28 protein-coding genes are annotated in these 26982 nt (G+C 69.2%); all 28 read left to right on the top strand.

The window, feature by feature from the left end:
• Positions 1–378, top strand: a complete 378-nt coding sequence (locus EOD42_RS08985) for a hypothetical protein (protein WP_127787143.1) — start codon at positions 1–3, stop codon at positions 376–378.
• 60 nt (positions 379–438) lie between these two features.
• Entirely contained in the window at positions 439–927 is a 489-nt protein-coding gene (locus EOD42_RS08980) for a GcrA family cell cycle regulator (protein ID WP_127787142.1), read from the top strand.
• A 38-nt stretch (positions 928–965) separates the two neighbouring features.
• A complete protein-coding gene (locus EOD42_RS08975; protein ID WP_127787141.1) occupies positions 966–1229 on the top strand; it encodes a hypothetical protein in 264 nt (87 codons plus the stop codon).
• The gene (locus EOD42_RS08970; RefSeq protein ID WP_127787140.1) at positions 1226–1411 is read left to right on the top strand and encodes a hypothetical protein; all 186 of its coding nucleotides are present in this window, start codon (positions 1226–1228) and stop codon (positions 1409–1411) included. Before EOD42_RS08975 ends, EOD42_RS08970 begins: the two co-directional genes overlap by 4 nt.
• Positions 1408–1797 (top strand): hypothetical protein, encoded by a 390-nt coding sequence (locus EOD42_RS08965; RefSeq protein ID WP_127787139.1) that lies wholly within the window; start codon positions 1408–1410, stop codon positions 1795–1797. Before EOD42_RS08970 ends, EOD42_RS08965 begins: the two co-directional genes overlap by 4 nt.
• A complete protein-coding gene (locus tag EOD42_RS08960; RefSeq protein WP_127787138.1) occupies positions 1794–2816 on the top strand; it encodes a CHC2 zinc finger domain-containing protein in 1023 nt (340 codons plus the stop codon). The genes EOD42_RS08965 and EOD42_RS08960 overlap by 4 nt, the downstream gene beginning before the upstream one ends.
• Positions 2813–4546, top strand: a complete 1734-nt coding sequence (locus tag EOD42_RS25855; RefSeq protein ID WP_164867841.1) for a hypothetical protein — start codon at positions 2813–2815, stop codon at positions 4544–4546. The genes EOD42_RS08960 and EOD42_RS25855 overlap by 4 nt, the downstream gene beginning before the upstream one ends.
• A 221-nt stretch (positions 4547–4767) precedes the next feature.
• On the top strand, positions 4768–5325 hold the full coding sequence (locus EOD42_RS08950) for a hypothetical protein (protein WP_127787137.1): 558 nt from the start codon (positions 4768–4770) through the stop codon (positions 5323–5325).
• 254 nt (positions 5326–5579) lie between these two features.
• Positions 5580–6125, top strand: a complete 546-nt coding sequence (locus tag EOD42_RS08945) for a hypothetical protein (protein ID WP_127787136.1) — start codon at positions 5580–5582, stop codon at positions 6123–6125.
• Positions 6040–8052 (top strand): phage terminase large subunit family protein, encoded by a 2013-nt coding sequence (locus EOD42_RS08940; RefSeq protein WP_127787135.1) that lies wholly within the window; start codon positions 6040–6042, stop codon positions 8050–8052. The genes EOD42_RS08945 and EOD42_RS08940 overlap by 86 nt, the downstream gene beginning before the upstream one ends.
• Positions 8053–8064: 12 nt before the next feature.
• Positions 8065–8301: a hypothetical protein gene (locus tag EOD42_RS08935; protein ID WP_127787134.1), complete on the top strand. Its 237-nt coding sequence runs from the start codon at positions 8065–8067 to the stop codon at positions 8299–8301.
• Entirely contained in the window at positions 8301–9815 is a 1515-nt protein-coding gene (locus EOD42_RS08930; RefSeq protein ID WP_164867840.1) for a phage portal protein, read from the top strand. The genes EOD42_RS08935 and EOD42_RS08930 overlap by 1 nt, the downstream gene beginning before the upstream one ends.
• 13 nt (positions 9816–9828) lie before the next feature.
• On the top strand, positions 9829–11805 hold the full coding sequence (locus EOD42_RS08925; RefSeq protein ID WP_127787132.1) for a prohead protease/major capsid protein fusion protein: 1977 nt from the start codon (positions 9829–9831) through the stop codon (positions 11803–11805).
• Positions 11806–11831: 26 nt separating this feature from the next.
• The gene (locus tag EOD42_RS08920; RefSeq protein ID WP_127787131.1) at positions 11832–12179 is read left to right on the top strand and encodes a DUF2190 family protein; all 348 of its coding nucleotides are present in this window, start codon (positions 11832–11834) and stop codon (positions 12177–12179) included.
• A complete protein-coding gene (locus EOD42_RS08915) occupies positions 12179–12514 on the top strand; it encodes a head-tail joining protein (RefSeq protein ID WP_127787130.1) in 336 nt (111 codons plus the stop codon). Before EOD42_RS08920 ends, EOD42_RS08915 begins: the two co-directional genes overlap by 1 nt.
• Before the next feature lie 6 nt (positions 12515–12520).
• On the top strand, positions 12521–12994 hold the full coding sequence (locus EOD42_RS08910; protein WP_127787129.1) for a hypothetical protein: 474 nt from the start codon (positions 12521–12523) through the stop codon (positions 12992–12994).
• 18 nt (positions 12995–13012) lie between these two features.
• Positions 13013–14182: a hypothetical protein gene (locus EOD42_RS08905; protein WP_127787128.1), complete on the top strand. Its 1170-nt coding sequence runs from the start codon at positions 13013–13015 to the stop codon at positions 14180–14182.
• Between the two features lie 11 nt (positions 14183–14193).
• Positions 14194–14805: a hypothetical protein gene (locus EOD42_RS08900; RefSeq protein ID WP_127787127.1), complete on the top strand. Its 612-nt coding sequence runs from the start codon at positions 14194–14196 to the stop codon at positions 14803–14805.
• Positions 14806–14852: 47 nt separating this feature from the next.
• Positions 14853–15053 (top strand): hypothetical protein, encoded by a 201-nt coding sequence (locus EOD42_RS08895; protein ID WP_127787126.1) that lies wholly within the window; start codon positions 14853–14855, stop codon positions 15051–15053.
• A complete protein-coding gene (locus tag EOD42_RS08890) occupies positions 15050–17365 on the top strand; it encodes a hypothetical protein (protein ID WP_127787125.1) in 2316 nt (771 codons plus the stop codon). Before EOD42_RS08895 ends, EOD42_RS08890 begins: the two co-directional genes overlap by 4 nt.
• A gap of 10 nt (positions 17366–17375) precedes the next feature.
• Positions 17376–18134 (top strand): hypothetical protein, encoded by a 759-nt coding sequence (locus tag EOD42_RS08885; protein WP_127787124.1) that lies wholly within the window; start codon positions 17376–17378, stop codon positions 18132–18134.
• A gap of 4 nt (positions 18135–18138) precedes the next feature.
• The gene (locus EOD42_RS08880; protein ID WP_127787123.1) at positions 18139–18840 is read left to right on the top strand and encodes a DUF6441 family protein; all 702 of its coding nucleotides are present in this window, start codon (positions 18139–18141) and stop codon (positions 18838–18840) included.
• Positions 18841–18846: 6 nt separating this feature from the next.
• Entirely contained in the window at positions 18847–22740 is a 3894-nt protein-coding gene (locus EOD42_RS08875) for a coiled-coil domain-containing protein (RefSeq protein WP_127787122.1), read from the top strand.
• Entirely contained in the window at positions 22737–24386 is a 1650-nt protein-coding gene (locus EOD42_RS08870) for a hypothetical protein (protein WP_127787121.1), read from the top strand. The genes EOD42_RS08875 and EOD42_RS08870 overlap by 4 nt, the downstream gene beginning before the upstream one ends.
• Positions 24383–25216, top strand: coding sequence for a hypothetical protein (locus tag EOD42_RS08865; RefSeq protein WP_127787120.1), 834 nt, complete (start codon positions 24383–24385; stop codon positions 25214–25216). The genes EOD42_RS08870 and EOD42_RS08865 overlap by 4 nt, the downstream gene beginning before the upstream one ends.
• Positions 25217–25226: 10 nt before the next feature.
• Entirely contained in the window at positions 25227–26351 is a 1125-nt protein-coding gene (locus EOD42_RS08860) for a hypothetical protein (protein ID WP_127787119.1), read from the top strand.
• Positions 26348–26668, top strand: a complete 321-nt coding sequence (locus EOD42_RS08855; RefSeq protein ID WP_127787118.1) for a hypothetical protein — start codon at positions 26348–26350, stop codon at positions 26666–26668. Before EOD42_RS08860 ends, EOD42_RS08855 begins: the two co-directional genes overlap by 4 nt.
• The gene (locus EOD42_RS08850; protein WP_164867753.1) at positions 26665–26982 is read left to right on the top strand and encodes a phage holin family protein; all 318 of its coding nucleotides are present in this window, start codon (positions 26665–26667) and stop codon (positions 26980–26982) included. Before EOD42_RS08855 ends, EOD42_RS08850 begins: the two co-directional genes overlap by 4 nt.

Genomic DNA, 26982 nt, shown 5'->3' with positions numbered 1-26982 from the left:
ATGAGCCTCACGATATGCACGGACGTGTCCAAAATAGGCAGCGGCGTGTCAAACCGGCTGGACAAAGCGGCCGCGCGGATCGCCCGAGAAATGCAGGAAATCAGCAGGTTATTCGTGCTGTTTCACGGCTCTCGCGCGCGCGGCCTCATTCATTTTGCTGATGCGCTGGGTGTGACCGAAAGGCGCGCCCGCAGCCTCTATGAGGGCACCGCCGGCCGCATCGATGCGGCCGAGCACGCGGTGGCCCTGGTCGCCCGAAACGAACTCCGCCGGACCCGCGCGCACAAGCTGCGGGCCGAGCTGGAAGAACTGGAGAATTCCCCCCATGCGGAAACTGCTGCGCGGGCTCGGCCGGGCGCTGTCCTGGCTGGGCAATAAGCTGCTGGACGCCGGCAACTGGTGCTTCCGCAAGGCCGCGCGGCTGAAGGCGCGCTGGCCATGAGCTGGACGCCCGAACGCATCGACCAGCTGAAGGCGCTGTGGGCCAACCCGGCCAACAGCGGCAGCACCATCGCGTCCATCCTGCGCGTGTCGAAGAACGCCGTGCTGGGCAAGGCGCATCGCCTCGGCCTGCCGTCCCGCCCCAGCCCCATCAAGGCAGATGCCCAGCCGCGCGCGCCCATCCCGATGCGGCAGCCCAAAGTCACGCTGCCCCTCATGGCGATGGAGAGCGCCCCTGGCGTTGCCCCCACCACGCCGTTCCGCATGGTGGATGTCAGCTTCCCTCCGCCTCCGCCTTCTTCGCGGCACCGCTGCTGCTGGCCCCTGTGGCCCGACAAGGGCCCGACCACCCACCAGTATTGCGATGCCCCGGTGCTGATGCGGGGTGAGGCCGCCAGTAGCTATTGCCCGGACCATTACGCCCGGGCTTACACGCGCTGGGTGCCCTCCGCCGCTGTTCTCCAGCAGCGGCCGGGTGCGGCATGACGCCCGCCCCCGTCACTCCCGAGCAGCTGCGCGCTGCGATGGCGCGACACGCTGGTGGCACCGGATGGGCCATCATCGGCCGGGATCTGGGTTTGGCGCCGCATATCGCCCGCACCGCCGCTGAGCAGCAGGCTTGGCTGGATCAGCGCGCGGATCGCGCTGCCCGCCGGGCAGCCGATGCTGCGCCCGGCCATGACGACGCTACCCGCCGTCGCATCGAAAGCCAGGTCGCGCGTGGCGTCTCCCGCCGCGACGCGGAGGTCGAGGCCATGCAGTGGCATGATCGGAGGCGCTGGGGATGACGGATAATGAAGCTGCCGGTGCGTTCGGCCTTCTGCTCGCCGTCACGCTGTTCGCTGCCTGGCTCACTCACGTCATTGCCTGCATCAAGGCAGCCTCCTGGCTGTTCCTGATCGCTGGCGGAATCTGCGCGCCCGTCGCCGTGGTTCACGGTGTCGGCATCTGGTTCGGGGCGTGGCCATGACCGCCCTCCCTCTCCCCCTGTTCGATGACCCGGCCCAGCCGGCGCCATCCATCCAGCTTCCGGCAGGGCTGCCGGAAGGCTCGCGGCCCCGCGCCGCGGGCGTTTCCTCCCGGATCAACTCCCCCGGGGCCCCGCGCCCCGGGGCTTTTTCCGCCGAGGATATCGCAGCCCGCCTGCGCAGCCGCACCACGCAGCTGCTGGCCTCAGCCATCGATGGTGACCGCCAGGTGGCGTCCATCCTGCTGGCCGGCGGCCAGCTGGTCATCGATGATGTGCATGAGGTGGTAGGGCGCTGGCCCGGCATCAGCATCCTGCTGCGCCGCCAGTGCTGGGCCATGCACTGCCCGCCCCGCACTGTGGCCCGAATGTGCGGTGAGCCACTGTGACCATCCCGGCCGAGCAGCTGGATGCCATCAAGCGCGCCACCCGACTATCCAGCCTGGTGCAGGGCGAGGTGCGGTTGAAGCGCAACGGCGCCGGCCGCTGGTCGGGCTGCTGCCCGTTCCACCCGGACAAGAGCCCGTCCTTCAGCGTGGTGGACGATAAGGGGTTCTATCACTGCTTCGGGTGCGGCGCGCATGGCAGCGCGCTGGATTGGTTGATGCAGCGGCGCGGCCTCAGCTTCATGGAGGCCGTCGAGACCCTGGCGGCCGACGCCGGCATTGCCCTGCCGTCGCGCCGCGAACGCCCGGCCCCCGTGCCCCCCGCGCTCCGCCCGAAGCCTGCGGCGCCCCTGGCCGATGCCGAGCCCGATGATGGGGATCGCATCGAGGCGGCACGCCGGATCTGGATCGGGGCCGGCGACATTGCCCTGGATGGCCCGATCGCGGCCTATCTGCGGCGCCGCCATATCTGGCCGCTGCCGCCTGCTGCGCGCCAGGTGCTGCGCCAGGCCAGGCTGGAGCATCCGCACACGCGGTCGCGCCATTGGGCCATGGTGGCTCGCGTGGATGCTCCGGATGGCACGCCCTGCGCCGTGCATCGCATCTTCCTGACCGATGACGGCCGGAAACTGCCGGTCGAGCACCCCAAGCTGGCCAAGGGTCGGCTCAAGGCCTCCACCATCCGGCTGGCGCCGGTCGGGCCGGAGATCGGCGTGGCGGAGGGCATCGAAACCGCCCTGGCCGCCGCGCAGCTCTCCGGCATCGGGGTGTGGGCCTGTATCTCCGCCACGGTGCTGGAGCAGTTCTCGCCGCCCTTCGATGTGGGCCGCGTGGTCATCTTCGCCGATCGGGACCAGCCCAAGCCGCGCTCGCCCGAGGGCCGCGGCCTCCAGGCTGCCCGCACCCTGCAGGAGCGGCTGAGGCCCCTGCATGTCGAAACCGAGATTCGGATGCCACATGCGCCCTTCGGCGACTATGCCGATGTGCTGGCGGCCATCCGCGAACAGGAGGCAGCACAATGACTGTGGTTCAGCTGCGAAAGGATTTCGACGGCCCGCCGCCCCCGCCCCCCGAGCCCCCCGAGCCCCCTGCGGATGAGGGGCCGGCTGGTGGCCCCATCACGGTGCTGGGGCAGCGAAGCGGCACCTTCTACTTCTTCGACTACATGGGCCAGTTCCGCGAGCTGACGGCCCACCAGATCGGCATCAAGCAGCACATCAACGCCCTGTTCGGCGATCGCGGCATCCAATGGCTGGTGGACCAGTTCCCCGCCTTCGACAAGCACGGTGACCCCACGGGCAGCTACAGCGTCGACGGCGCCAACCGCTGGATCATCCGCGAGGCTGGTTCGATGGTGTTCGATGGCTCCATGCCCAGCCGGGGCCTGGGCCTCTGGCGCGCTGGGGAAGCCGTGGTGGCCCATCTCGGCGACCGCATCTGCTGGGATGGCGAATGGCGCCACCCCGGCTTCCAAGCCGAGGGCGCGCTGTGGCCGGCCCGGCCGCCGCTGTTCGAGGTGCAGCCCCCCGCGCCCCCGGGTGACCTGGCGGAGCTGGAGGCGATGATGCGCCGATGGAACTGGGCGCATGACGGCTCGGCCGAGGTGATGTTCGGCCTTTGGTGCGCCGGCGTGCTGGGCGCGTCCATCCCCTGGCGCCCGCATGCCTTCATCGTGGGCGAGGCCTATTCCGGCAAGTCCACCTTGTTCGGGCTGCTGGCGGCGGCCAATCCCACGGCCCTGTTGGTCAATAGCTATACCGAGGCGGGCATCCGCCAATCCCTCAGCCAGCGCGCCTCCGCGGCGCTGATGGATGAGGCCGATGCGGATGAACAGGCGGAGGCCGAGAAGCTGCAGCGCGTGATCGGCTTCCTGCGCCTGACATCGGGCGGCCAGGGTGCCCAGGTCCTGCGCGGCAGCCCGGACGGCTCGGCGCAGCGCTTCGACGTGGTGTGCAGCGCCATCATGGGCGGCATCCTGCCGCCGAATTTCAAGCCGCAGGACGCCAGCCGCATCACGCGCCTGGACCTGCGGCGCAAGGCGGCAGACAGCAAGGGTCTGCCATCCGAGGTGCAGATCCGCGATCTGCGGTCACGGGCCCCGGCCTTCCTGTCTCGCGCGCTGCTGGTCGCGCCCCGCTTCATGGAGGTATTCCGGGTCTACCATGCCGCGCTGATCGAGCTGGATGGCAACGCGCCGCGCATGGCGGACCAGCTGGGCACCATCCTGGCCGCCAGGCACATCATGCTGAGCGACCGGCCGCCGGAGGCCGTGGGCGACGATCTCGACCTGGTGCGCTGGGCCATCCCGTCAGCCGAGGATCGGGAGAGCGAAGGCGGGCCAAGGCAGTGCCTGCACCACCTGCTGCATGCCCAGCTCGACCAGCAGAAGGGCGGCGAGCGGCCCGTGGTCTGGCGCACAGTCCTGGACGCGATCGCCGCCGATGCGGGGATCAGGGACGAAGCGAAGCGCAGCCTGCTGAACCATGGGATGCGCGTCGGCCCCTACCCGCTGAAGGATCAGGCTGGCGCGCCCGTGCTGTACGTCATGAACCAGCACCAGCAGCTGGCCCGCATGTTCGCAGGCACCAGATGGGCAGGCGAGAAATGGCGCGAGGATCTGGCGCGACTTCCCGGCGCTGTCGTGCCGCCGAACCCTATAAAGCTCTCGACGGGCAACAAGATCCGTGTCGTGGTGATTCCGCGCGCCCTGCTGCCCTATCCAGGGGACGGAGGGGACGGTGACCAAGATTAGCCGTCCCCTCTCATAGCGTTGATATTGCTCGGATAATCGACGCCAGGGGACGAGGGGACGCAGGGGACGCAATAATAGGGATACGATATGTGCATGCAGGCGTGACCGCATGGTCACCTCATGCCCGTCCCCTGCGTCCCCTTGTCCCCTCATTAGAATTCAACAGGTTTATCAAAAGGATAGAAGGAGACATGAAGGGGACAGCGAGGGGACAAGCCGAAATGTCGCACACCGTGCAAGGCTTGGCCTACGTCACCACGGACGAACAGGCCGAAGCCGCTCGGGCGGGACATCAGGCTGCGGTCGAGGAACAGCGTGCTTCTCGTCCCGCAGTCGCTGACCCTCGCCCCCTGCAGCGTGACGTGCTGGTCATGATGCTGGACGCTGGGCTGCTGCGGCCGGAGCAATGCAGGGCAGGGCGAGAGATTGCCGAGATGGTCTATGCCACCACGGCGGGCATCATCGGTAATGTGGTCGCACGGTATGACGAGCGCATCACCGGCAGCGATGCTGATGACTGGCCCTCTCACATGCGGAGCGCCTATGTCGAGCGCTTCCGTCCCTGGTCGGAGTGGGCCAAGGCCGAGGCGGTGAAGGGCCTGACATTCCGCCAGATCACGCTGGGCATCTGCGCCGATAACCTCGGCTGCAAGCAGTATGGCGTGCGCCATGGCATCCACCGCATGACGGCCCTGCGGAAGCTCCAGCTCAGCCTGTTCTGGTATGCCGAGCAGGCGAGGTGGATTGACCCTCTTCCTGATGCCGATTTCGCCGCTTGACCCCGAGTGCCCTTTCAGCCTATCAAAGCACCATCGTTGATATTTGCGCCCGGACGCCAACAGGCTGCCGGGCGTTGTCATTTCTGGAGGGAGGTTGGCCATGTGACCGCCCACCCTCCGCCCCCGAAATCGCGGGTCCCTCCTGGCGCCTCGTCTATACGGGGCGCAGTCGCGCGCGCGTTCGCTAGTGCCCCGTTGCCGGGAGGGTGCAACGCCCGCAACCCGTTGCACAACAAGGCAACACCATGTCTCGCATGACCATGACGGCCATCGCGGCCGAGCTGGGCGTCAACAAGTCCACTGTGTCGCGCCAAGCCAATGACTGGGGCATCGTCGGCCCCGACAAGAAAGTGGACATCGAGGAATACAAGCGCCGCCGAGCCGGGGACCTCGATCCTGCTTTGCAGACGCGCGGCCCCGCCGCAGGCGGCCAGCTGACCCTGGGCGCCCAGCCGCAGGATGACAGCGAATTCCAGCGCGAGCGCACCCGCAAGATGGCGGCCGATGCTGCCCGCGCGGAAATGGAGCTGCAGGCTCGGCGTGGTGAGCTGGTTCCGCGCACTGTGGTGGCCGGCGTCATCGGCCCTGCCGCCCGGCAGCTGCGCGAGCGCCTGCAGGAAATGGCCCGCGACAACGTGACCGACGACGCCGAGCGGGTCCGCCTCGCGGACCTGATTGACGACATCTTCGAGCAATTCGCGAGGGAAACCATCGATGCAGGAGGCACTGGAAGCCGATCGCCAGTGGCTGCTGGAAACGATGGCGAAGGGCGCGCGCCCGAATCCGCGACGGCCCTGTAGCGCTTGGGCTGACGACATCCGGTATGTCAGCGAGGGCCCGGCGCAGGGCCGCTGGCGCACCAGCCGGGTGCCGTACCTGCGCGAGCCGATGGACCGCTGCACGCTGCGCGACCCGGCCCGGTGGGTGATGTTTCTCGGCTCGGCGCAGATCGCCAAGACGCAGATGGGGCTGAACATCCTGGGGCAGGTGCTGCACGAGACGCCCACCAATGCCCTGGTTGTGCTGCCCTCACAGAACTCCATGCGGATGTACAATCGCGACAAGCTGGAGCCGATGCTGACCGGCTCGCCGGAGCTGCGCGAGGCGGTGGCCGATGTCACCAGCCGCGACGGCGGCGGCTCCACCACCACGGTGAAGCGCGGCGCCCGCAATGCCCAGGTCGAACTGCTCTCCGCCAATTCCTCGGCGGATCTCCAGTCGCGCTCCGCTCGCCTGGTGGTGCTGGAGGAACTGGCCGAGTACCCGGAAGACACGGACGGGCGCGGCCACCCGGCTGATCAGGCCATCTCGCGCACCCTCGCCTTCCGAAAGGTGGGCGAGAAGATCGTGGGTATCAGCACCCCCGGCGTGAAGGGGAAATGCCGGGCCACCAAGGAGTACGAAGCTGGCAGCCGGGGGCGCTTCTATGTGCCGTGCCTCGGCTGCAGACACCGCCAGCATCTGCGCCTCGCCCAGCTGATCTGGGCGCCAGGCAAGCCTGAGGGGGCGGAATATGCCTGTGAGGTCTGCGGTCACCTGCACCGCGAGGCCGATAAGGCGCACATGCTGGCGGCGGGCGAGTGGGTGCATGAGGTCCCAGAGCTGGTCGGCCGACGCCCCAGTTACCACCTCAATGCCCTGTACTCGCCCTTCACACCCTGGCGCGATGTGGCGGAGGCTTCGGACAAGGCCGCTGCCGACCCCGGCAAGCTGAAGGTGTTCCACCAGCAGATGCTGGGTGAAGCCTGGGATGAGGCATATGATCTGCCGAAGGCAGAGGTGCTGCTGCTGCGCCGTGATCGCTGGCCCACGCGCCAGGTTCCCGCCGGCGTGCTGTTCCTGATGGCGGCTACGGACGTGCAGGGCAACCGCCTGGAGTGGGCGGTGTGGGGCTTCGATCAGGCCTTCGGCCAGTGGCTGGTGGATTGGGGCGTGATCGAGGGTGCGGCCGATCAGCCCAGCACCTGGGCCGAGCACGACAAGCTGCTGGACCGGACCTGGCGCGATGCGTGGGGCCGGGACCTGAAGCCCGAGGCCTGGGGCGTGGACACCGGTTACATGTCCAGCCACGTCTATGCTTATGTCCGCCGCCATGCCGCTCGGCCCGAGCCGCGCGTGATGGCGCTGGACGGGCGCGAGGGCTGGAAGCTGCCGCCGCTCGGTACCCCCACGCGGCAGGCTGTGGACTTCGCAGGCCGCAAACTTGGCACAGTCGCGCTGTGGCCGGTGGGCACCTGGGACATCAAATCCGAGCTGGCCGGCGCGCTGAAGCTGACCGAGCAGGGCCCCGGCCCCGAGGGTTGGCCGCCTGGTGCGCTGCGCTTCTCGGAAATCGTGGATCTTGCCTGGATGAATCAGCTTCTGGCGGAGCGGTTCGTTGAGGACCCGAAAACGGGGAAGCGCAAGTGGGACAAGATCACGTCCCGCAACGAGGCCTGGGACCTGGCCGTCTACACCAGAGCCCTGGCCCGCCACTACACCAGCGGTTGGACCGACGAGATGTGGCAGGGGCTCATGGCGCAGCGTCTCGGCCCACCGGAGGCAGCGCAGCCCGATCTGTCGGCCCTCTGGTCACCCGATCTGCGGGCACAGGCGGAAGCCGCGGCACAGGCCTCGGCTGATGCGGAGCGCCTGCGCGCCGAACAAGAGGACGCGCAGAGCCGCGTCATCACAGAGACCGAACCGGATGACGATTTCTTCGCAGGCGCGGAGGAACTGTTCGACTGACAGGAGAGAAACATGGCCTTCACCAGCGCGGATCTGGATGCGGTCGACCGCGCCATCATGGCGCTCGTCAGCGGCGAGAGGGTGACAGAGGTTCGCTTCGCGGATGGCCGCATGGTGAAGTATGCCGATGCCGACCTGGGTAGGCTTCAGACCCTGCGTTCCGCTATCGCCTCGGCGGTGCCGGCCACCGTGTTCTCGCCCGCTGATCAGGTGGGCGGCGTTTCCTATGCCACATGGGATCGCGACTGATGGCCCTTTTCCTGGAGCGCATGCTGGCGCCGCTGCTGCCTGGCTGGGCGCTGCGGCGAGCGGCAGCCCGCGTGCAGTTCGATGGCCTGCTGGCGATGCGGGGCTATGACGCCGGCAAGGTCAGCCGCAGCACGCGGAACTGGCGCACGGCGGGCAGCTCGGCAGCGGCGGAGGATGGCCCTGCCTTGGCCATGCTGCGCAATCGCAGCCGTGACCTGGTGCGGAACAACAACTGGGCGCGGAAGGCCCGCCGCCAGCTGCCCGCCCACATGGTGGGCACGGGCGTGGTGCCCCGCCCCGACGAAACGGCGGCCGAGCGCACCAGCAAGCGCGCGTTAAGCGCCTGGTCGGACTGGGCAGAGGCGACGGATGAACAGGAAGGGCTTGGCTTCTATGCCCAGCAGGATCTGCTGGTCGGCACCGTGGTGGAGAGCGGCGAGGCGCTGCTGATCTGGACCCCCAATGCAAAGGCGCCGGGCGGCTGGACCACGCAGGTGCTGGAGGGCGACTACCTCGATGAGCAGCATAACGAGATGTCGCGAAACGGCTCCGGCAGGATCATCAACGGGGTGGAGTTCGATGCGCGGGGGCGGCGCGTCGCCTATCACCTGCGCCTGGAACACCCGGGCGACCCCCTCTCGCCGCTCGGCGCGATCGGCAAGCGGGTACGCGTCGAGGCGCGCTTCGTGGATCATGTGTTTGAGCGCTTGCGTGCTGGCCAAGTGCGCGGTGTGCCCTGGCTCGCCGCTTCCATGCTCGGCCTGCGCGACATGGATGATTACCTGGGCGCCGAGCGCATGCGGAAGAAGATCGCCGCGGCGCTTGCAATCTTCATCAAGGGGCCGGCCAATACCCCGCGCGCCTCCCCCCTGGGCGAGCAGGTGGTGCAAAGCGGGCGCGGCGGTTCGCAGGAGCTGAACGAGACCATCAAGCCCGGCACCATTAAACGCCTGGGGCTTGATGAAGACATCGTATCGGTCACTCCGCCCCGGGATCAGGGCCTGACGGACTACCTTCGTTGGGAAATGCTGGCGATCTCTGCCGGTATCGGCCTGCCCTATGCGGAGCTGACCGGCGACCTGAGCACGGCGAATTACGGCAGTATGCGCGCGGGAAAGCTGGAATTCTGGACCCTGTTGGACCGCTGGCAGTGGCTGATGCTCGTGCCGCAGCTGCTGCGCCCCGCCTGGAACAGGGTGCAGGCCACGGCCGGCGTGCCCGGCCTGCGCTGCGAATGGGGCTTCCCGAAGCGCCCTTGGGTTGACCCGCTGAAGGATGCCCAGGCCGAGCTGATCGAGGCGCGTGGCGGCCTGACCCCGCTGACGGAACTGCATGCGGGCCGGGGCTACACCACCCGCCAGGTGTTCGATGCCATCAGGCACGTCAACGATCTGGCCGACCAGCTGGGCCTGATACTCGATTCCGACCCACGCCGCACCGCGAAGAACGGCGCCGCCAGCACGCCCGGCGCCGGCAGTGACGGCGCCGCGCCGGACGATACCACCACCACCTGACCTGGAGGGCCTGATGGCCGTCGAAACCGAGGCGCGAAAGGCGCCTGCGGGCGATCTGCTGCGTCGTGACGCCAGCTTCGCCCCGGAAACCTGGGACCCTGATACGCGCACCATTGAGGTGGTGTGGACCACGGGTGCCGATGTCCGCCGCTATGACTGGTGGACCGAGCGCTACTATCTGGAGCGCTTGGTGGTCAGCGACGACGCGGTGGATATGACCCGCCTCGGCAGCGGCGCCGCGCCGGTCCTGGACAGCCATCAGCGCTGGGGTCTCGACACGCAGATTGGCGTAGTCCAGCGCGCCTGGCTGGAGAACGGTACCGGCAAGGCGGTCCTGCGCTTCGGTGAACGCGAGGAAATCCAGGGCCTCATCCGTGACATCGCCTCCGGCGTCATCCGCAATATCTCGGTCGGCTACACCTATGAGCCCGACCAGGTGCGGGTGACGCCGGACCCGACCAAGAAGGAGCCGGAGCTGCGCGAGCTGCTGCGGTGGCAACCCTTCGAGCTGTCTTTCGTGGCGGTGCCGGCGGATGCCGGTTCCGGCACGCGCGGCATGCCCGCCCCGGGCCCCGCATCCCTTCCCACCCCGCCGGCGCCGCCGGCTCATCATGAGGATATCCGCATGAGCGGTTCCAACCCGGCGGGCAACCCGCCTGCCAACACGCCGCCCGTGAATGAGGCGCCGAACGCTGACGCGATTCGGGCCGAGGCGGCCAAGGCCGAACGCAGCCGTATCGCCGGCATCCACTCTGCCTGCCGTACCCTTGGCCTGCAGGAACAGGCCGAGAAGCTGGTGGAAGAGGGTATCAGCGTCGAAACGGCGCAGTCCCGCCTGATCGCGGAGCTGGAGGCGCGGGCGAAGGTCGCCGGCGGCCCCGACCCCTCCTCCCGCCCGCGCGTCGGCGCATCGGGTGACGATCCGGCGGAGGTCCGTGCGGCGATGGCCACCGCCATCGCGGTGCGCACCATGCCTGGCCTGGCCCAGGGCCAGGAGAGCATGCGCTACCGCGAGTTCCTGCGGATGCGCCCCAGCGATATGCTGATGGAGCTGGCGCATCTCCGCGGCGAGCGCGTCTCGCCCCGCGACCGCCAGGACTTCCTGGAGCGCAGCTTCCACACCAGCAGCGATTTCCCGCTGCTGCTGGAGAATGCCGGCAACAAGATGCTGGAGGCGGGGATGGCGCTGGCCAACCCCAGCTATCGCCGCATCTTCGCCTATCGCCCGTTCAACGACTTCAAGGCGCACAGCTTCCTGACGGCCGGTGATTTCCCGGCGCTTGAGGAACTGGGCGAGGGCGGTGCCATCAAGGATGGCACGATCTCCGAGAAGCGCGAGCGCGTGACCGCGAAGACCTATGCCAAGGCCATCGCCGTCACCCGGCAGATGCTGGTGAACGACGATCTCGGCGCCTTCACCGACTTCGGCAGCATGATCGGCCGCCGCGTCGCGGACTTCGAGAATGCGATGGCCTATGCGCAGCTCGGGGCCAACAGCGGTGCCGGGCCCACTCTGGCAGAGGGCAACACCACGCTGTTCGCGACGACGCGCGGCAATCGGGCCGCCAGCGGTGCTGCGATCAGCGAAACCACGCTCGACGCGGCCTATGCGGGCATCATCGAGCACACCTCGCTCGACGGGCTGAAGCTGAACCTGCGCCCGTCCATTCTGCTGACCGGTTCGGCGTACCGCGGTGCGGCGCTTCGCTACACGCGCCAGATCGTGGCGACCGAAGCCGGCAAGGTGGCGCTGTACACGGATCTGGAGCCGATCGTGGACGCGAACGTGACTGGCAACCGCTGGTACCTGTTCCCGGAACCCGGTGCCGCGCCGACCTTCGTGTACGGCTACGTCAACGGCCAGTCTGCCCCGCAGATCCGCGTGCACAACCCCATCCCGGGGCGTGACGGCATGCAGGTGGAGGTGGTCCACGACTTCGCGGTGGGCGCCATCGGCTGGCGCGGTGCCTGGTTCAACCAGGGCGCCTGATCCGCAGCACAGAAGGAACTCACACCATGAAGAACTACATCCATGAGGGCCGTGCCGTGACCGTCACGGCCCCGGCCACGGTGGTTTCCGGCCAGGGCGTTCTGGTTGGTGACCTGTTCGGCGTCGCGCTGCGTGACGCCGCCTCCGGTTCCCCGGTGGATATCGAGACGGAGGGTGTTTTCACCCTCCCCAAGGTGTCCGGCACCGCCATCAATGAGGGCGTGCGCGTCTTCTGGGACAACGCGGCCGGGAACGTGACCACGACGGCCACCAGCAATCGCTGCATCGGCTGGGCGGTTGGTCCGGGCAATTACGCCTCCGGCGCCACCACTCTGATGGTGAAGCTGGGCGGCCCGAACGCCGTGGCCGCGTAATGTCCGACGCCTTCGCCGCTGCGGCGCGGGCGCTGCACCGTGATCCCAACGCCTCAGTCGAGGCCTGGTACACCGCAGCGCCCGGCCGCAGCAGCGTGCCGTCAGGGGAACAGCCGCTGCGCGTGACCCGGACGGCACCCACGGAGGGCTATTCCCTCCCTGGTGCCAGCCGGAAGGCCAGCACCGACCCGCGCCACGTCACGCTCTGCCTGGCCGATCTGCCCTATGAGCCCCTGGCGGGCGATGTCCTGCGCATCGGCACCGAGATCAGCAAGGTGGCGGTGGTCGAGATCGACGCCGAGCGGACGCAGGCCACCATCACCCTCTCCAAGTGAGGCCCCATGCCTGTGCCCTTCCGCACCGCGCTGGGTCAGGCGCTGCTCGCACGCCTGGCCGATGCGGCGTCGCTCGACGGCTACACGATCGAGCGCGCGCGCCGCGACGACGTGCCCGATGAGGCCCGCCCGCTGATCTGCATCGATGTGACGGGCGACGCCGCGGCGGACAACACCACCACGCCGTATCAGACGCTCTGGACGGTTGGCATCACCGTGGTGGGCTACCCCGTCGCCGCGGCGACGGAAGTCGCCTGCAGCGATGCCCTGGCCCAGCTGGAGGCAGACCTGATCGCCGCCATTGAGGCCGAGGGCGCGCGCCTCGATCGGGGCGGCCTGCCGCTCTGTGAGGATGTCCAGGTGCGCAGCTCAAGCGCCGATGCCTACCCGGTCGAAGAAAGCTCCGACCATCTCGGTGAGGTCTCCATCACCGTCGCCGCCACGCTGTGGCTCGTCGCTGGCCAGACCAGCATCCCCTAACATCAGAGGAATGATCCCATGAGCGGATCTCTGCTGCGCAGTCGCTTCGCGGCTGTGGCCGTGCGCGTGGAAACCACGCCCGGCACCGACGCCATCGCGGGCTCGCCGCTGCTGGCCGATCTCATCCTGGGTGACTGCCAGGCGCGTTTCGGGGCGCAGGTGGTACAGGACCCCAGCTTTTCGGGCAGCCTGGACGTGCTGCCGCCCGCGCTGGGCAGCTTCCAGCCCACGCTGGAGCTGAGGGTGCCCCTTCGGGGTACCGGCGCCGGCGGCACCCCGCCTTCCTGGGGCCGCCTGCTCCAGGCCTGCGCCATGGAACAGGTGATCGACAACACGGGCGTGGCGGCCACGGCCGCGACGGCGGGCAGCGCCACCAGCCTCACGCTGCCGGTGGGTTTCTCCAACACCGCCCAGATCTACCGCGGCGTGCCGCTGCTGCTGACCGGCAACCCCGGTGGCGGTGCCGTGGCGGCCTGCCTGGACTACACCAGCGGCCGCGTCGCCACCCTGGCCGAGACCTATTCGCCCGTGCTGTCCACCAGCACGCTGGTGCAGGTGCCGCCCAACGTGCTGTGGCGCCCGACCAGCGATGAGAGCGTGTACAAGACGGTCACCGTCTACCTCTGGAAGGACGGCTACCGCTGGCGCTTCACGGGGGCCACCGGCACTGCCCGGCTCGATCTCAGCACGGGCGGCATCGGCACGCTGGTGTTCTCCCTGCAGGCGCAGATGCTGGACCAGGGCGCGAACGCCAACCCCACCCTGCTGGTGGCCGGCGCCGCGCAGCAGCCGCCCATCTTCCAGGGTGGCAAGTCCCGCCTGCTCGGCCTCAAGGCGCAGCTGCGCTCCTGCTCCTTCGATCTCGGCGTCAGCACCGCGCTGCCGCCGGACCCGGAGGCGGCCGGCGGCGTGGGCTCGGGCGTTCCGATCAGCCGCGCCAGCATGCTGACGCTCGATCCGCTGATCGACACCACCAACCAGGCTGGGCTGTTCGATGCCTTCCGCAGCGGCGCCAGCGGGTCGTTCTACGCCCAGCTCGGCACCACGCCCGGCAATCGCTTCATGGCGACCATGCCCAGCATCCGCCAGCTGCAGCAGGACCCGGGCGAAAGCCAGGGCTTCGAGGCCAACAGCATCCGCGCGCAGGCGAACCTGACCGACGCCGGCTTCCTGCTCTGCCAGTACTGAGGGACACCCCCATGACCGATGTGGTTACGTCGCGCCGCCAGCTGGTGACGGTGCGCTATGACGAAGGCAAGCCGTCCGAGCGTGCCTATCAGCTGGCCCCGCTGACGATGCTGGAGCGGCAGCAGTTCCGCCGCGACATGATCGCGGCCGGGGCCCTCTCGCCTGGCCTGCTGCGTATGCGGCAGCTGCTGCGCGATGCGCTAGCCGAGCTGGCGCCCAAAACGCTGGATGAGCTGCTGGCCACCCTCGACGCCTGCGAGGCGGCGGAAGATGCCGGTAACCTCCTGTCCGCCGAACTGGTGCGCGACCGTGAGACGATGGTGCTGGCCGCGATGGCCGTGCCGTTCTTCGCCTCGGCGCGCGCCGCCGATCAGCTGTGGTGGGACCTGATGCCCCAGATCATCCTGCGCCGTGCCCTGCGCGGCTGGGAGGGGGCGGGGCTGCCGCCCTTCCGGCGCGCGCTGAATGAGGTGCCCGATGAGCTGCTGGAGGCGATCGAGGGTGACATTCTCTCGCTCGGCTGGCGTGCCTATGAGCTGGCCTATGTGCCGGCCGCCGCGGGAAACTCATCTGGGGCGCCGTCGCCTGCGCCCGCGCCCCAGACGGGTTCCGAGGGGGCCTGAAGCCCTCTGACGGCGGCGAATGGCTGGTGGGCAATCGCCCCTGGCCCATGAACCCCCGTCTTACCATCCCCGACGATTGGCATGAGCTGGTCCGCCTGTGGTGCCGCTGCCGCGGCGACATGGGCGGCCTGGCGCATCTGCCTGACCCCGGCGGGATCAACGACCAGTCCGCCTGGCTGATCGATGCCTTCGGGCAGATCGGCGGGGCATGGGCCACCCAAGAAGATCAGGAAAGGCCGTCGCGATGAGCGTTGTCGAGACGCTGATGACCTACGCCAACCAGGAGCGCATCGACGAGGCCCTGGTGGCGCGGGATGAGGCTGTGCAGGCTCTCGATGCCGTCAAGGCGGCGGTGCTCGATGCCGCCACGCAGGTGCGCACCTTCGCGGATCTGCAGCTGATTGCCGGGACCGGGGTGGGCGTGCTGGCCGAGGTCTATGCTGACCCCGCTGCCCCGGCCACCGCCAACCCCGATGGGTCCAACCGCAATGGCCGCTATCGCTGGTCCGGCTCCGCCTGGACCTATGACGGGCCGAGCGTGGGCGTGCTCGGCCAGCGCACCGCCACCCTGGAAGGCAATTTCGCCTCAGACGCCGCGCGGGACTGGATCGTGTGGGTGCTGCGCACCCTGGCAGGCGATGGCCTGCTCTCTATTGAGCAGGACGGGACCTTTCGCATGCCCGCCGGAGCCATCCGCCCCGGGTCCGGCAGCGCGCTGTGGCAGCTGGTCGATCCGCGCGGCATGGTGGCCGCGCTGCTCGACAACACGCGCTGGGCCACGGCCGGCCTGTCGGTGGAGCACACCGGCCGCCAGGAAAGCCTCCTGGGCTTTGCGCTGGAGACCCCGGCCGATGATCCCACGGGCCGGGTGCTGTACCGCATCCGCCTCTCCAGCGGCCTGGTGCTGGCCCAGTGGCTCGCGGATGGCACGGTGGAGATCGGCGGGCTCAAGCTGACCACAGGCGGCATCGCGCTGCCCGGCATGACCCTGGCCAGCGACGGCAGCAGCTCCTCCAATCTGGGGCTGGACGCCATGCCGCTGGACGATCCTGCCGCGCTGCTGCGGCTGCGCGTGGGCAACATGATCGTGGCCAAGATCGGCACGGACGGCACAGTGCATGTGCCCCGCATCCAGACCTATGCCGGCGGCTCCACCAGCGGCTTCACGGCCGAGGAAATCGCCGCGGCTGACGCCTACGCGGCGGCCTACAGCGCCGGCGTCAACGGGCGCCAGGTCACCGCCGTGCGGCCCCTGCTGCCGGGGCTGAACCAGTTCGACATCCGGGGTCAGTCCCTGGCCGTGGGCTATGAGACCCACCCGGCCGCCATGACCAGCCAGCGGCTGGACAACAGGATGATCGGGGGCTCGGTCCACGCCGCCTCGGCCCCCTGGACGCCCTTCGGCAGCACGGCCCTGTCGCCGCTGGTGGCGACGGTGCGGGACAGTGCATCGGCCACGTTGCTGACGCCCGAGCAGATCGCGGCCCTGACCTTCGGTGACGATGCCTTCGGCGAGACGGTGTTGGAATGCGCCCTGGACCACCTGCGCCAGGTGTATCTGGACCGGCGGGGTCTCTCCGCCGACCCCTCCCTGCTGTTCGTGGCGACGGAGAGCGGCCAGGGCGGGCAGCCCATCGCGAACTTCGTGCCTGGCGCCTCGGCCAATTGCTACGCCCGCATCGCCGGGGCCATGACCCAAGGCAAGGCCGCCGCCACGGGCGCCGCGCTGCCATGGCAGCTGGTGGCCTGGCCCTGGCTCCAGGGTGAGCAGGACTACACCGCATCCGGCATCGACAAGGCGACCTACCGGGCCACCTTCGAGACCATCCGCGCCGCGGCGAATGCCGATGCCCTGGCGGCGGCCACGGCCGGCGCTGGCGATGCCCGGCCGCCCGCCTGCTTCATGTACCAGACCGGGGGCGCCTATGTGCGCCAGGCCTCCAACCTGGCCATCGGCCAGGCGCAGCTGGAACTGGCGCTGGAGCGGCCTGACGTGTTCATGGCCTCGCCGAGCTACTTCGTCCCGGACAAGGGTGGGCACCTGACCACCAACGGGGTGCGGTGGCTCGGCGCCATCTTCGGCAAGGTGATGGCGCGCATCCTGATCGACCGGCGCGATTGGGAGCCGCTGCACCCGGTGCGCCTGTTGTGGCGGGCCCGCTCGGCGCTGCTGGCATTCCACACGCCCGAGGGAGCGCTGCAATGGGGGCTGCCCTATGTGCAGGGCGTGGCCACCGATTACGCCACCAAGGGCTTCAGTGCCCGCGACGATGCGGGCGACATCCCGCTCACCTCGGTGCAGATCGCGGGCCAGCGCGTGGTGCTGCTGGCATTCGGCCGGGACGTCGTGGGCACGCCGATCATCGAATACGGCCAGCAGAACAGCTGCGCGGGCAACGGCTGCCTGCGCGACAGCGACGGCACCGTGTCGACCACCGCCTACACCTACCTGCCGAGCACCGGCATGGACGCGACCGAGAACATCGCCGCGCTGGTCGGCAAACCCTACCCGCAAAACAACTGGTGCGCGCATTTCTCCATGCCCGCCATCGCAGCCTGACGGAGGCATCATGGGCGTCGATTATGTGATCAATGCCAACTACACCGGCCCCATCGTGGGCTATATCCCCCAGGTGACACGCGGCCTGCAGGGCCTGTGGTTCCCGGGCGTCAGCGATGCCGAGGCTGCGCGGAACTACTATGCCAGCGGGGTGGGTGACGCGACGATCGTGGGCACGCCGACCTATGACGCGAAGGGCGCGGCCTACAAATCGACCGTGAATTACATGCAGACGCAGGTGGCCGAGACGGCTGACATGACGCTGTTCGCCGTGCTGGACAGCATCGACCTGCCGAGCAACACGGATGCGGCCCTCAACGCGACGTGCCTGAGCAATAACGGCGGGTCCAGCACCGGAGGTGTTGCGATTTACTTCCAGGGGCTGGAGGCGGTTACCAACAAGCCGTATCTCCGCTTCCTGATTGGATACACGACCGCCGGCGTCCCTGGCATAGCGGGTTCCGCGATGCCGATTGACGACCACACGAAGGCCCGGCTGGTGTCGATCACCATCACTTCGGGCGTGGGCTTCGAGTTCCGCGACTGGACCGACAACAAAGTTGTCACGACGGTCAACGTGAACCCTCGCCTGCTCGACACCAGCAGCCGCAAGTTTCGGATCGGCTCGACCTTCCGCTCGGACTACCAGGGCCGCAACCACGTCGCGGCGGCCGAAATCCACAACGTGGCGCTGACCAGCACGGAACAGGCCAAGGTGGCGACGGGCATCCGCGCCTATCTGGCGGCCAGGCGCGGCATCACGGTCTGACGCCATGCGCCTCGCCACCACCATCGAGGGCGACCTGTCGCGCATCATCGCCGATCAGGTGGCGGGCATTCAGGACGGCCTGGCCGCCGCCGTGCATGGCGTGGCCCGCAATGCCCAGGCCAAGCTGCGCCGGCAGGTGGAGCAGGCCGGGCTGGGCGGCGGCCTGGCCAAGGCCTGGCAACTGGAGCACTACCCGCGCGGCAAGCGTACCCTGCGCCCGGCCAGCCTCGTCTACTCGAAATCCGAGGTGCTGCACGCGGCCTTCGCGGAGGGGGCGGCCATCCTGCCTCGCAACGGCCGGTTCCTGGTGATCCCGCTGGAGCCCGCGGTGCGGGCGGGCTTCGCCTACACCGACCGAAACCGGAAGGGCGGCCCGGTGCCGGGCGGCCAGAAACGGCGCCTGAGCCGCCTGGATGATGCGGCCGAGGCGCTGGGCGCGGATGTGGTCAGCGCCACCCCCTCGGCCAAGGGCGCGCAGCCGAAGCGCGGCGAGGGCAAGCGCCGGCCGCAATTCGTGCTGTTTCCCACGAAGTCGCGTGCCGGCGCCCTGCTGGCCGTGCTGAAGCGCCCTGGCGAACGCCGGGGCACCCCATGGTTCCTGCTGCTGCCCAGCAGCCGGAACGCCCGCCTGCTCGATCTCGGGACCGTGCAGGCAGAAGCGGCGCAGGAGCTGCGCGCCGCGGTGCAACCGATCCTCGAAGGATAATCACACATGGCCGGATTTGCCGGGGGCGGCGTCTCCATGCGCGTGAGCGTGGAGGCGGCGGATCGCGCGCGTCAGTTGCTGGAAGGGCTTGGGCAGGCGGGGCAGGCCGCCCTGCAGCAGATCCCGGCGGCGGCCGAGGTTGCCAGTACCGCGCTGGAGGGCACGGGGGCCGCTGCGGAGAAGTCCGCTCAGTCCCAGGCCAACCTCGCGCGTGCCTTCGCGCGGACGCAGGCGGTGCTGGACCCGGCGGCGGCAGCTGCCGAACGTCTGGCCCGGCAGTTGGACGTGCTGAACCGCACGGAGGCATCCGGAGCTGAGTCGGCGCAGCGCGTCGGTGAACTGCGCGTCGCGGCGCTGCGCCGTTTCAATGAAGCCGTGGAAATTTCCCAATCTCGGCTTGGGACGATGTCGGCGGCAGTCAACGGGGCTGCCGCGGCGACCGCCCGGCTCGACGCGGCCAACGACAACGCCTCCCGTGGCGGCGCGCGCCTGGGCCAGGTGATGGGCCAGGCTGGCTATCAGATCCAGGATTTCGCGGTGCAGGTCTCCGCCGGCCAGTCCGCCCTGGTGGCTTTCGGTCAGCAGGGTAGCCAGCTGCTGGGGGTTTTCGGTACGGGCGGCGCCATTGCTGGTGCGGCGCTGACGGTCGGCGTGCTGGCGGCGCAGCTCGTCAACGGTCGGAGTGAGACCGAGCGATTCAACGATGTCGTGAAGCGCCTGGCGGAGAACTTCCGCCAAGTGCAGGATGAGGCACGGACCTATCACACCGCCCTTGAAACCGAGGCTTCGGCGGTCCGCGAGCTGACCGAGCGGTACAATGCCCTGAGCGTTGCGCGCCAGCAGCAGGAAATCCGCAATATCACGCAGGATCGCGCGGCGTTGCAGGGTGAGCAGAATGCTCTCCAGCGGCAGGTGCTTGAGCGCGTAGGGCCGATGGCCGCCGGCGTGCGCAGTGATCTGTGGACGATGCAGGAGCAGGCCGCTCAGAACTATGGGCGCGGTTCCCAAGAGTACAATCTGATCGTCAGCAACGAGGATGTGCAGCGTCTTCGCACCTTTGTGGAGGTGGTGGAGGGCTTCCGTGAGGCTGGCAACGTATCTCGCGAAGCCCTGGCCCAGCTCCATGATGCCCTGATGGGTCTGGTCACCGGCAACGATCAGGTCAGCGAGAATATTCGCAAGACGGCGCGTGAGTTGGATGGCTTCACCGGCAACGCCCGCCAGCTCGAAGAACGGATGGAGCAGCTGAGCCAGCGCGCACGCGCGGCGGGGCTGGCGTTGGATGAATCTGGCGGTTCAGCGGAGCGGGCTGCCGCCCGAATGCGTCGGGCGGCTTTGGAGCTTCAGGGCTTCGAGCTGAATGTGGCGGCCTCTCTCAGCCGGGAAGTGGCCAATATTCAGCGCTTGAACGAGGCGGCCTCCCAGGGCGAGGATGCCCTGCGTCGCGCGCGGGCTGATATTGCGACCGAAGATCGTGCACGGCGGTATGTGGCCGACTATCGCCAGGAACTTCAGCGCCTGGGCATCACGGGGCAGGAGGCTGAGCAGGCTGTCGCTGGCTACACCGCGGCAGTGAATGCCAGTTTGGGCACGCTCCAGACCGGTAACGAACGTCTCCGCCAGCAGGAAGCGGCCTTCCGTGGCGCCGCCCGTGCAGCGCAAGACATGCGCGACCTGTACGAGGTCCTCCGCCGCGATGCCTCTACGGGCCTACTTTCCATGTCGCCATCGGATGACCGGGCTTTCCAGGTCATCCGCCAGCAGACCGCCGAGGGGCGGCGCACGCAGCGCGAGGAAGAACGGGCGCGGGAACGGGCCGAGACGGAAAGCCGTCGCGAGGCGGAGCGGGCCCAGCAGCAGGCGGAACGCTTCGCGCAGAACTGGGGTGACCGCATCGCCGATGCGACCACGCAGGGCCTGTTCGACGGCTTCAAGAACGGGGAGAGCGCGGCGGCCACACTGTCGCGCACCTTCACCAACCTTCTGCGTCAGGCGGCCAGCGCCATCCTCTCGCAGACCGTCACCACGCCCATGGTGCGCTATGTCAGCGGCCTGCTGGGCGGCGTCTCGCCCACCGCCGTCGCGGCGGGTACGGCTGGCACGGCGGCGGGGGGCTCCGAATCCTCCCTGCTGTCCACGGGTGGCGGGGCGCTGTCGATCGGCCGCAACCTGTTCGGCGGCAGCGGCGGCGGGTTCGGGGGCTACAGCTTCCTGACCAGTCCCACGGGCATGGCAAACACCGGTTGGGGCGGCTTGGACAGCCTGCTGAACACCAACCTCTACACACCTGCTGCCAATGGTGCGCTGACCCCCAGCGGCTTCTATTCCGGCACGGCTATGTCTGGTGAACCGGGTGCATTCGTGGGTGGCGGTGGGGACCCAATGGGCATCACCCTCGGCGGCGCCCTCGGCAGTGCCCTGGCGATCGGCGGTGGCATCTTCGGTGCTGTGAATGGCTTCCAGCGTGGCGGCGTGGGTGGGACCCTTCAGGGTCTGGGTGGTGTTACCAGCGCCGTTACGGGTGCTGCCTCCCTCGGCTCATCTCTTGGCCTGCTGCCCGCCCTCGGCGCCCTCGGTCCCGCCGGCATCATCGGCGGCGCGGTCCTGGCGCTGATCGGTGGGTTGCTCCCCGGCCAGAAGCCGTCCGGCAAGGGCCAGGAATTCCGCCTGGACCTGTACAGCCTGGAGGAAGAACGCAACGGCCTGACCGGGGCGCGCTACTCCGCTGCCAATGCCACGCAGGCGGAAACGGCGGTGCGCAACCTGGAAAAGCTGGCCAGCACCATCGGCGATCAGCTGGGCGGCCTTCGCCTGGGTGGTGAGCTGGCGGTGGGCGTCACCTCTGGCCGGGGCGGCAATGACCCGGGCAACCTGTATCTCGATTATTCCGGCAGCAAGGCGCAGTTCGCCAATACCGAGGAAGGCGCGCAGCAGCTCGCCAGCAGGGCCACGGAATTCCTGCTGGAAGGCTTCAAGAACATCGCGACGGGCGACTATCGCGGCATCCTGAACGCCTCCGGCAACAACGTGGACACCCTGACCAGCAACCTCGATTGGTACAAGAACACCTATCAGGCGCTGACCGGCACGCAGGCCAGCGAGTTCGAGAAGTCGCTGAAGGCCCTGGAAGCCCAGTGGCAGACGCAGATCGACAAGGCGCGCGAGCTGAGCCTTGCCACGGAACAGCTGACCGCCACCCGGGATAAGGAACTGGACCGGCTGCGGGCGCAACGCGCGCTGCAGGTCTCCAGCTATGACACGGGCCTGGAGGTGCGCAGCCTCCGCGCCCGTGGGGAGAACCAGCAGGCCGACCTGATGGCCTTCGACGTGGCGGGCCGGGCCGAGATCCTGCAGGCGCAGGCCTCGCTGGAGGCACTGGGCCTGACGGCGGCCGAGGTGGCCAGCCGGATCACCCGCACGGAGGAAGTGCTGGGCGAGGAAAGGGTGGCCCTGGTCAAGCGCTATGCCCAGCAGGCCGCCGATGCCCAGAAGGCAGCGGCGCAATCGGTGCTGGATTGGCTGAACGGCCAGGCTCTCAGCAGCACCTCCAGCCTCTCCCCTACGGAGCGGCTGCGCATCGCGCAGGGCAATCTGGACACCGCCCTGTCGGGGTCGGATGCCACCAAGGTCACCTCGGCTGCCGATGCGCTGCTGACCCTCAGCCAGCAGGTCTATGGCGGGGCCAGCAGCACCTATGCGCAGCGGGAGGCCTTCGTGCGCGGCGAGGTGGCCGATTACGGGGCCTACTCGGCCCGGCAGAGCGGTGACTCTGCCACCATCCGGGCGCTTGAAGGCATGGTCCAGATGCTTGACCGGCGCTTGGCAGAGATGGGCGCGAAGTTCGACGCGCTCGCGAACGAAACCCGCATCAACATGATCACAAGGAACCTGAACTCATGACGGTAGCGGGCGCCTGGCCGGCGGGGATCGAGGAACCCGCCGCCCGGGTCGCGCTCGATCTGCTGGCGCTGCCGCAGCCCGCCCTGGCGGATGCGGTGCTGCTGGTGGAATGCAGCGCGACGGATGGCGTGCTGGTCACCACGGGCGGGCCGCTCACGGCGGGCATCCTGCCCGCCGGCATCCTGCCCGGCCGCGTCTCCGGCGGCGATGTCCGGCTGGACTGGTCGGATGTGGACTGGACATCCCAGCCGACCGACACCCGCCCCAACGTGCATTTCGAGGGGCGGGCGGGCGACATCACCCTGGAACGCAGCCTCCCGCTGGACCCGGCCGGTGAGCGCCGGATCGCGGCCGCGCTGGGCGAAATCCCGGTGGACAACACCGATGGCGCCTATGACGGCACGGCGGAGGGGCTGGCCATCGACGGCCGGCCGCTCTCCGTCAGCCTGCTGGGCCATCGCAGCGCGGCCTATGCCGACCGGCGCCTGGTGTTCGCCGGCATCGGCAGCGGCTGGCGTGCCGATCGGCGCCTGCTCCGCATCACCGCCGCCAGCCTGGCCTATGTGCTGGATGTGCCCATGCTCGGCCTCTACGGCGGCACGGGCGGTGCCGATGGCGGGGATGAGCTGCGGGGCAAGCCGGTGCCGGAGGCCTGGGGGCGCCTGCGCAACGTGCCTCCGTTGCAGGTGGATGCGGGGCTGCTGATCTATCAGCTGCATGCCCGCCAGATCGGCGAGATCACGGGCGTGTATGTCCGCGGCGCGCCCATCGATGCCGGTGCCGGCTACAGCAGTTACTCCGCGCTGGCCGCCGCCACGGTGCCCGGCGGCACCTATTCCTGGGCCATCACGCCCACAGGCAGCTACCTGCGCCTCGGAAGCAGCCCTGACGGCACGGTCACGGCGGATCTCTGGGGCCAGCCCGGTGGCGCAAGCATCCCACGCATGATGCGGCTGATGCTGGCGCGCGGCGGGGTGGCCACAAACCCCGCCGCCTTTGATTCGGCTGAGGGCTACGCGCCCGGCACCGCCGGTCTCTGGCTGGCGGAGCAGGTGACATTCGCCGAGGCCATCTCTCGCCTCGCCGCGGGCGCGGGCCTGTGGTGGGGCGACGATGGCGGGGGCAGCATCGTGGTGGGGCGCGTCTCCGCCCCCGGCGGCCCCGGCGGCATCCTGTTGGACCAGGACAGCATCCTGGACGATGTGGAGCCGCTGGAACCGCCCGCGCCCGCCTGGCGGGCGGGCCTGGGCTATCGCCGCAACTGGTCGCCGCTCTCGGGCACGGACCTTGTGCCGGAACCCACCATCACGGCGGCGCGGCGGCAGGAGCTGGCCGAGGCCAGCCGCCGCGTCTCGGTCGAGATCGCAGCGCGCCGGGTGCGCAATGCCCAGGCGCGCGATGTGACCCTGGAAACCCTGTTCGATGATGAGGCGGATGCGATGGCGCTCGGCAACAACATCCTGTCCCTGCTGCGGCCGGGGCTGGGCCTATGGCGCGTGCCGGTCGGCATGATGGGCTGGGGCATGGGGCTGGGCCAGCAGGCGCGGCTGACCTGGCCGCGCTACGGCCTGGCGGCCGGGCGCGACGTGCGTGTGGTGGGGCAGTCCGTGCGGGGCAACCGCGTGGATCTGACGGTGCTGGGATGACTAAGCTCCTGCTGTCCTGGGTCAACTGGCTGGACCGGCCGGGCGTCTCCATCACCACCAACAGCGAGACGGGCGGCCTCGGCGTCACGCGCCTGGCCGATCCCATCCTGCGCCGCCGCTGGCGCAGCGCCGCCGGAATCATCAACCCTGTCCTCACGGTCGATCTCGGCGCGCTGCGCGAGGTGGGGGTGCTGGCCCTGGCGCAGCCCGATGACGCCGGCGGCGTCGATGCCATGGGCGATGCCCGGGGCTGGATGCGCTCCACCGATGAGGTGCGCCACCTGTTGGATGCCGCGACGCCGGGCGGCGGCGGGGTGCTCGACACGGGCGCGCAACCCGGTGGCTGGGTGCCGGGATACGGCATGCACATGCTGGTGCCCCCTGCCGCGCTCTCGGCGCGGCAATGGCGGGCGGAGATCGGCGGTTGGTCGCTGGCTGCGGGCGTCGGCTACCTGGATCTCGGCCGGGCCTGGATCGGCCCTGCCTTCCGGCCGGCGCGCGGCAACTACGCCTATGACTGGGGGTGGGCGATGGAGGATGGCGCCGTCGTCTCCACCAACAGCCGCTCGGGCCTCGATTTCGTGGATCGCGGCCCCCGCCGCCGGCTGCTCACCTTCACCTTGCCGACGCTGACGACGGCCGAGGCGGAGGCGGTGCGCGAGCTGCAGCGCATCGCGGGCACCGGCCGCCAGGTGCTGGCCGCGATCCAGCCCGACACCCCGGCGCAGCAGGCCAATTGGATCATCGGCCGCCTGACCGAGATCCAGCCCATCACGCAACCCGCATTCGGCGTGCACCGCGCGTCGTTCTCCATCCGCCAATCCCTCTAAGGGGCGCACCATGCTGCAAAATGCCATCGAGCAGACCACCACCACGGTGGGCACCGGCACCTATGACCTGACGGACCCCACGGACCCGCTGCGCATCAGCTTCGTGACCGGCATCGGGAGTGGGGGCGAGGCTTGGTACCGCTGCGAATCGGATGCCGCCTGGGAAGAGGGCTGGGGCACCGTCACGGCCGGCACGCCCGACACGCTCACGCGCAACGTGGTTCGGTCCAGCAACGCCAACGCCGCGGTAAATTGGGTGTCTGGCGCCAAGCGCATCTATTGCACGGCCCTGGCCGATGCCGCGCGCTTCGGGATCGTGGGCGCCGTGCCCTCGGCCGGCGGCACGGCCAATGCCCAGGCCATCGTGCACAAGCCGCCCCTGCTGGTGCTGCGGCCCGGCATGACGGGCGCGCACACCGTCACCACCACCAACACCGGGGCCGTCACGCTGGCTATCGACGGGCTGGGCGCCCAGCCGCTGCGGCGGGCGAACGGCAGCGAGTTCGGCCTGGGCGAGCTGATCGCCGGGCAGACCATCCGGTGGCTCTGGACGGGCAGCGAGTTCCGCGTGCTGTCCGACGTCAACCGCCGCGACCTGGGGCGGGAGCTGCTGGCGAGCACCAGCATGGTGGGTGGCAACGGGGTTGAGGTCACGGTCCCGCAGTGGGTGCACATGCTGGAGGTGGCGGTTGAGGGCGCTCGCGTCGGCTCCGGCGCGGTCCAGCAAATCTATCTGCAGGCCAAGGTGGGCGGGGTGTGGCTCACCGGCCCTTCCAATCAGTACTTCGACAGCCGGCTTTTCAACACGCAGCTGAGCGGCCAGGTGGCCCAGCCCAAAACCGATGCTCTCTATGGGCACTATTTGGGGTGGATTGGCAGTGGTGACGATCCGCTGACATCCATCACGCAGATCCTGAACTGCGCGGGCAACGGCTATGCCGATTACGCCAAGGCTTTCACGCGATCGGACTCCAACGCCGGTGCAGGTGGCTACGGGTGGGCGCCTCTCGTGGCCGAGGGTGACATTGCGCTCGGCGCCAATCAGCGCATCGAGGCGGTGCGGATCATCAATATCTCGGGCAGTCCGCGGAACTTCACCGCCGGGCGCCTGATCGTCATGGGGGCACGGGCATGAGCGAGGCAATGACGGGCGTGCAGGTGACGCTGCTGACGGGTGATCATTCCGAAGGGGTCGTGCCGTTCGCGCTGCCCCGGCCGCCCCTGACGCGGCGCCAGCTGCGCCTGTGGCTGCTGGGGCGGGGCATCAGCACCGCCGACATCGAGGCGGCCATTGCGGCGTTGCCGGAGGGCGAGCGCGAGGCGGCGATGATCGAGTGGCAGGACAGCAGCGAGTACCGCCGCGATCACCCCCTGCTGGTGCGCCTGGCGGGTGACCTGGGCCTGACCGAGGCAGAGCTGGATGCAGGCTGGGCCCAGGCGGTGGCCCTGTGAGCGGCCCGACCGAGCCGCCAGGCGTGTGGGGCGAGGCTGCCGTGGCGCTCGCCGTGGGAACCGTCAGCGCCGCGGCCGGCGCCTATGTGCGGGCCAAATCCTCCACCCGGCCGCTGCCCTCGCTGCTGGCCCTGCTGGCCGAGGCCGTGGTCTGCGGCTCCATATCCTCGGCCGTGGTGCAGTACCTCCAGATCAGCGACGTGCGTGTGCTGGCAGGGGTGTCCAGCGCGGCCGGGCTGATCGGCACGCAGGCTATTTCCCTGCTACTGATCCGCATCGTGCGGCAGCGCACGGGGCCGGAGGGGCGGGCTTAG

Source organism: Rhodovarius crocodyli, assembly GCF_004005855.1.
Lineage (GTDB): Bacteria > Pseudomonadota > Alphaproteobacteria > Acetobacterales > Acetobacteraceae > Rhodovarius > Rhodovarius crocodyli.
Note: the sequence above shows the minus strand (reverse complement) of the source record. Positions and strands in the feature narration are given on the sequence as shown.